The sequence below is a fragment of the Hyella patelloides LEGE 07179 genome (genome assembly GCF_900659865.1).
Classification (GTDB): Bacteria; Cyanobacteriota; Cyanobacteriia; order Cyanobacteriales; family Xenococcaceae; genus Hyella; species Hyella patelloides.
Map to the genome: position 1 here is coordinate 5,407 of NZ_LR213979.1, position 6,811 is coordinate 12,217.

Consider the following 6,811-nt stretch of genomic DNA (forward strand, 5'->3'; position numbering starts at 1 on the left):
TGTTGAAATTACCTATAAGTTTCAAGCATAGTTATTATTTATAAGTAAAAATAAATTTGTATTTGATATCAATTTATTATGATTATTAAAAAGAAAAAATACTTTATCTTGCCATTGTTTTTTACATTTAAGTGTTTAAAATAAACTAATATTTAAGACGCATTAAAAATCAAAGGCTAATCCCCAATAAGAAAATTAAGTATTACAAAAAAAATTCATAGCAAACTGAATTTATCTTATGTCCAATAATTTAAACCAATCCGTCACTACAAAAAAAACAGCTATTTCCCTTAAAGCGAAATCAAAACCAAACAAAACAATGAACAAAATAATCACTAAAAAAAGTAGCAAACAACAAAATCAAGATGCTCTGAGAATCATTCCTTTAGGAGGGCTTCATGAGATTGGCAAAAATACCTGTGTCTTCGAGTACAACGATGAAATTGTACTATTAGACGCTGGTTTGGCTTTCCCCACTGATGAGATGCATGGGATTAACATTGTTTTACCAGACATGGCTTATTTGAGAGAAAATAGCCATAAAATTAAAGGCATGATTGTTACCCATGGTCACGAAGATCATATTGGAGGGATTGCTTATCATCTTAAACAGTTTGATATTCCCATCATTTATGGTCCTAGATTAGCCATGACTCTCTTGCAAGATAAGTTAGAAGAAGCAGGAGTTAGCGAGCGCACAAATCTCAAAAGCGTTGTTCCCAGAGAAACCGTCCGTATTGGAGAATATTTCTCTGTCGAATTCATTCGTAACACCCACTCGATTGCTGATAGCTTCAGCGTAGCAATTACGACACCTTTAGGAGTGATTGTTCATTCTGGAGATTTCAAAGTCGATCATACTCCCGTAGACGGTGAATATTTTGATTTGCAGAGATTAGCCGAATACGGAGAACAAGGTGTTTTATGTCTTTTAAGTGACTCTACCAATGCAGAAGTCCCTGGACACACTCCTTCAGAAAGAGCGGTTTATCCTAACTTAGAGCGTATTTTCTCCCAAGCAGAAGGTAGAGTTATGGTAACTACTTTTGCTTCTTCTGTGCATCGGGTCAATATGATTTTAGATATAGCCCAAAAGCTTCAGCGTAAAGTAGTAGTGGTAGGGAGATCGATGTTAAACGTCATCGCCCATGCTCGCAATTTAGGCTACATCAAATGTCCTGACGATCTCTTTGAACCTTTGCGATCGCTGAGTCGTCTTCCTGATGAAAAAACCCTTATTTTAACCACTGGCTCTCAGGGTGAACCTTTATCCGCAATGACCCGTATCTCTAAAGGAGAACACCGCCACATCAGAGTCAAAGAAGGAGACACCATTGTTTTTTCGGCTAACCCCATTCCTGGTAACACCATTGCGGTAGTTAATACCATTGACCGTTTAATGATGCAGGGAGCAAAAGTAGTTTACGGTAAGCAACAAGGTATTCATGTTTCTGGTCACGGCGCGCAAGAAGACCACAAACTAATGTTGGCACTTACTAAGCCTCAATTCTTTGTCCCCGTCCATGGCGAACATCGGATGCTGGTCAAACACTCACAAATGGCTCAGGCGATGGGAATTCCCCAAGAAAATACTGTAATTATTGATAATGGTGACATTATTGAATTAAGTACTGAGAGCATTCAAGTTGCAGGACAAGTAGAGTCAGGAATTGAATTAGTAGATCGTGCGGGAATTGTTCAAGATACAATTATGAAAGAAAGACAACAACTTGCAGAAGATGGTGTAGTTACTGTAGCCACAGCTATTGATTGGTCTGGTAAATTAGTGGCATCCCCTACATTGCATCTACGAGGAGTTGTTACTAAAGTAGAACAATCTTTATTACAGCAGTTAGTAAATAGAACTCTGGAACAAACCTTAAGCGATCGCTGGAGTAATTTTACCTATTCAGAAAATGGTACTACCGATGTCGATTGGGATAGTGTTCGCCATGAACTAGAAGGTAGTTTAAGAAGGTTATTTCGTAGAGAATTACAAAGTCGTCCTTTGTTAGTTTTCTTGATGCAAAAACCTGAAAAACCCGCAGTTAGAACTACTAGAAGAAGAAGACGCTCTGCTGCTTCAGCAACTTCTGTGGCATCCTAGGAGTGTTATTTTTCTAACACTTATTCTGCTCTGAATAAAAAATAAATTGATTGTGTAGGGATGTTCTATGGAGCGTCCCTATAAAGTTTAGATGGCTCGATTGCTTAACACAAGGGTATTGCTTTTTAGGCTGCTCAAAAAGAACTATTGACTCAGACTATGACTCTACCAAAGAAAAAAAGCCGAAATATAGAAATTGATGGTACCAAGTACCGTTGGCTGACTTCTAAACGTAACGATACTATTTTTCTTTCTATTGAAACTCAAGAAAATCCCCAGCAACTGCTGCAAGCATTTTTTGAACCTCATAATTCATACACCAAAAATTTAGAGAATAAATGGCAAAAAATTAAACAAGGAGTATCCATCACTCCTAAATTAGTCAGACAAGTGATTACACATGGTTTAGCTAATGGTTGGAAGCCCAATAACAATAGTAAACAAGTTTTTTATTTTCATACCTGGGAAACTGATAAAATAATTCCTCAGTTGGCATCTTTAAAGCCAAACGAAAAAAGAGTTAAAGATATTGTAATAGAGCAAATTAGTGATTTAAGGTTTGATTTTAGTCTTGATTCACAATGGCGCAAAAAACTATTTAATGCTGAAGTAAGACAAAGATTTTTATCACCTTCAAACTATCATGCTTTTAGCAAAAAAGTAAAAGATTGTAGCTTACAATTTTTGGTTTTTAACGCAGGATGGACAGACTATGGATTTATAATTTTAGGGATAAAATCAGTAGAGTTTCCAGATATTGTGATGTATACCGTCAATAATCCTGAAATAATTTAAACTATATGAATTTGAGATAAATATCTGGGCGTTAGCGATTTTGGGTAGGAAATAAATAACGATACGGTTTATTGCTTATTGCTACTTTTTTCAAGTTTTTCCTTAGTCTCCACAGATTTTGTATTTATCAAACTCAAATTAAAGTAATTTATCTGTCCAAATCTTTTTATCTTCATCTTCATAAAAACGATAAAATAAATCACTATCTTCAAAATCATGCTCATCTTTAACATGATGGATTATTTTAGCCTTCATTAGCTGTTGCCCTAATTTAACCGCTTTTGTTCTCGGCATCTTTAGCTTTTCTGCTAACCAATCAACTACTTCACTTCCTGTAAAACAGCGGTGATAAAGCTTTAATTTGTGACGACGAGTTTTGATATTTAAACCATTTTCTCCACGCATTTTTTCGGCTAATTTATCCAGGTTAAAATTACCAAAATTTTTAGATTTAGCTTTTGTGCTAGAAACAGATGGAGTAGAAGTATGAATAGAATTTTGTGTCTGATAGCTGTTATCTTGTGTCCAGATACTAACGCTATCTTCTTCTTTGATCATTAAAGTAGGAATTTGTATTTCTTCATTATCCAAAAAATTCTCCCGACAATCTTTTAGTGCATCCTCATATTCACTAAGCTCGTAATGCTTTGCTTTAATAAAAAAGTTATTGTTATAAACTAATCCTGAAACTGAATTTTCATTCTCTCCAGAATTCTTTGTACCAACACAATACTCTATTTCCTCCCTAGTCAAAATAAACATTTTATTGCTGTACTCCTTTCTCGATATAAAGCTTTAGTTTATGAAAAATACTAATAATGTGCTGAAGAATTCAGTGTTTTCACTGAGATAGGTATAAGTTCTACAGTTATTATTTTTACTAATATAGAGACTATTTACCCTACATAATATTTTAACTTAGGATTTTATTTCGACAATTTCTGTGTATTCAAATCTATTACTATTTTGTTTCACCAAAGGATAATTAATACCATGCAATTTTAACCAATCTTCTTGACAATTGGGTTTAGAAGAATGGTAAGTTAAAACATATTCTTGAGAAATACGATCGCTGATAGTATTAGCAACTTCACCACGCCATTGAGTTTTGGTTACTAAGACAATTAATTGATTAGCTAATTGAGGAATTGCTTCTGCGACTTGTTTGCGATAGGTTTCATCAAGACTACCGAAAGGGGAATCCATCACGATGGGAAAAGTGCTACTATCTAGTCCAATTAGAGTGTTGTTTTGACTCCATTCGCGAACGCGGTCTATAATTGCTCCGATGAATGATAAGCTGAGTACTTGATTTTCTCCTGTAGAAGCAGCTACAGGCGCAGCAATTCCCGCAGTATTTTCGACTAAAGTTAATTCGTAGTTATTATTCAGTTTGGGTATGTAGGGGGTAAAGGAGATAGAGCTAAAAATCTCTGCTACTTTTTGCTCTAAAGAATCACGAAATTGGGTTTCTAAACGATTTCTGACTTCCAGTAAGCGATTGATGGCTTCTGCTGCTGCTTGAATCCGTTTTTGGGTAGTAATCTGTTGTTGCTCTCTGAGTTGTTGTTTTGCTAATTGTTGCTGTAGCTTAGAGAGGCTACTACCATAAGTTTTTTGTTGCTGTTGGGTAATACCTTGCTCTAAGATTAATTCTTTAATTCTGGAAGTGATTGTTTCCGATTGTTGTTGTAAAGTTTGAATATCTCGATCTGGATAACTCCGCAATTGACGATTGATTTTTTCTTGCTCTTTTTCAATTCTGTTTAATTCTTGATAATGCTGATTTAGATAAGTCTGTTTACGATCGATTTCTTGCCATAATTGTTCGGTAATATTTTTAATCGGCTTGGTTTGAGTTTCTAACCTAATAATGACTTCTTCAATATTTTTTTGATCGGCTTTTTTTAGCCAGCTACGCACATTATTATAAGCTATGCTATCAGGGAATAATTCTAAGCCACAAATACAAGATTGCTGTTTTAATAGTTGTTGAATAAACTCTTGTTGAATACCTGTATTAATCTGCTGCTCTTGTTTTAAATTATTAACCAAGAAACTAAAAGCTTCAATAGCTTCTGGTAAAAAGGCTAAATATCCTTGACGAGATAAGAACTCTTTTAACTCTTTCTTTGCTTGTAGTAAATTTTGTCTAATCTGTTTTTCTTCTTGACCTAATTTAACTTTAAGTTGTTGTAGCTTATCTACACCACTAACTTCTAATAACTGTTTTGTTAAATTACTTTGTCGTAATTCTAACTGGGTAGTCTCACGAAGATTATTGTCCAATGATTTTGCTGCTTGCTCTTGGTTTTTTTCTAAGTTTTTGTACTCTTTTAATATTTTTTGAACCTCGCCATCACTAATTTCCTGTAATTCATCCTGTAAACTTTTTTTTGCTTTCTTGAGATGTTCAATTCCACGTTCTAATACCTTTAACCCTAATAAATCTTTAGTATCTTCCGCAATGCTATTCTTACTATTTTGACGGAAAAAATTATCAATTCTTTCTCCATCAAAGAAAAAATATTGATGCAAACTACTGGGTAAAATTTGCTCGATAATTTCTGTTGCTGGCTCTATAGGAGGATACCATTTGCCATCATCTCCAGAAATCAACATAAACAGTTTTGATTCACTATAATCTACTGTATTATCTAACTTTTTTATGCCATAACATTTTCGTTTAAGTTGATAATTTTGATGATTGCTAGCAAACTGCAACTCTACCCAACACTCTATAGAATATCCTGTTTTCGTTTCTGCGATCGCTCTTTTATTGATTAACATCTCAGGAGCAGCAAAAGCAGCCGTAAACTGCTCATATAACACCCAAGTAAAAGCATTTAATAAAGCAGTTTTTCCCGAACCATTATTACCATGAATTACTGTCGTATTTTCCTGTCCAGAAGCAAACTTTATTTGTGGGGTTTTGCCATAAAACTGTCTAAAATTATATAGCTGTAAAGAAATTAATTTCATTTATACAATTCAAATAAAAAATAATCTTAGTCAACTATAACAACCATTTACAATACTATCTGTGTTTATCTGTGCAAAGAGTCAAGTTATTTGTTTTGATTTTTAGTTAATTTTTGCAAAAGCTCGATCGTATCTCGCGTCAAGGTTTTTTCGATTATGCTTACAACAAAAAAATAGCAGCGAACAACCAGCAACAAACCGTATCATTAAATTGGTTTCATCTCTAAATCAGCAACGCCCTTAATGAATAACATCTTTAATGATGTTTACTATATCCTCTGTGATATTACGAGGAGTTTTTAAATATAGTTTATCTTTCTCTAACTTTAAAACTCTTTGAATGATAGCTTTAACTTCTGGTTCGGCTTTTAAAATTGGCTCTTGAATACTATCGAGATTAGTTAATGATTCTTTGTTCATGGGTTTGCTTTGTTGGTTATTGTTTTGTTGTTTCTTGCTTGCTGTTAGAATACCAAATCCATTTAGTAAAACTCCCAATAAATATCCAGTGTAGAGACATATCATGATACGTTTCTACAAGGTTTAACGGTTTCATCCATAAACTGGGTATGTAATTTAGCCCACTGCCGATCTGTGATATTCCTGTTCGGACTTCAGCCACATTAAAAACGTTGGCTTTGCCTCATGGTGGTATGAAAAGCGCAAAATTTTACTTTTTCATTAATATTCAAGAGGCTTAAAGCTTAGAGGAGGGGCTGTCTTTTGAGGAGACCTCAAAAGTTTACGACGGCTTCGCTAGTCCTTTAGGATACGCCCCGTCTTAGAGCTTCGGAGCTTCTGAAGCTCCGAACAGTATTACTATCGGTTTCATACCTGTCTTGAACGAGTTGCTCATTGAGGGAAACCCAAGGGGCTGATTCTGTCGTTTCACGGCAGAACTCTTCTGCCCCGCCCAAGACCCCTAAA

Annotated in this window: 5 protein-coding genes; 2 read left to right on the forward strand and 3 right to left on the reverse strand. The window is 34.8% G+C overall.

What is annotated here, in order from left to right; all coding sequences use genetic code 11:
* Window positions 1-319: 319 nt before the first annotated feature.
* A complete protein-coding gene (locus H1P_RS24590; protein ID WP_144872300.1) occupies window positions 320-2,107 on the forward strand; it encodes a ribonuclease J in 1,788 nt (595 codons plus the stop codon).
* A gap of 147 nt (window positions 2,108-2,254) precedes the next feature.
* Window positions 2,255-2,902: a hypothetical protein gene (locus H1P_RS24595; RefSeq protein WP_144872302.1), complete on the forward strand. Its 648-nt coding sequence runs from the start codon at window positions 2,255-2,257 to the stop codon at window positions 2,900-2,902.
* 138 nt (window positions 2,903-3,040) lie between these two features.
* Here the strand turns inward: H1P_RS24595 and H1P_RS24600 are convergent, their stop codons facing one another.
* The 3 genes from H1P_RS24600 to H1P_RS39500 all read right to left on the reverse strand — a co-directional run bounded on the left by H1P_RS24600 (window position 3,041) and on the right by H1P_RS39500 (window position 6,304).
* Window positions 3,041-3,664, reverse strand: a complete 624-nt coding sequence (locus tag H1P_RS24600; protein WP_144872304.1) for a DEP domain-containing protein — start codon at window positions 3,662-3,664, stop codon at window positions 3,041-3,043.
* A gap of 156 nt (window positions 3,665-3,820) precedes the next feature.
* A complete protein-coding gene (locus H1P_RS24605; RefSeq protein ID WP_144872306.1) occupies window positions 3,821-5,884 on the reverse strand; it encodes an AAA family ATPase in 2,064 nt (687 codons plus the stop codon).
* Window positions 5,885-6,124: 240 nt separating this feature from the next.
* Entirely contained in the window at window positions 6,125-6,304 is a 180-nt protein-coding gene (locus H1P_RS39500; protein WP_144872308.1) for a hypothetical protein, read from the reverse strand.
* Window positions 6,305-6,811: the final 507 nt, after the last annotated feature.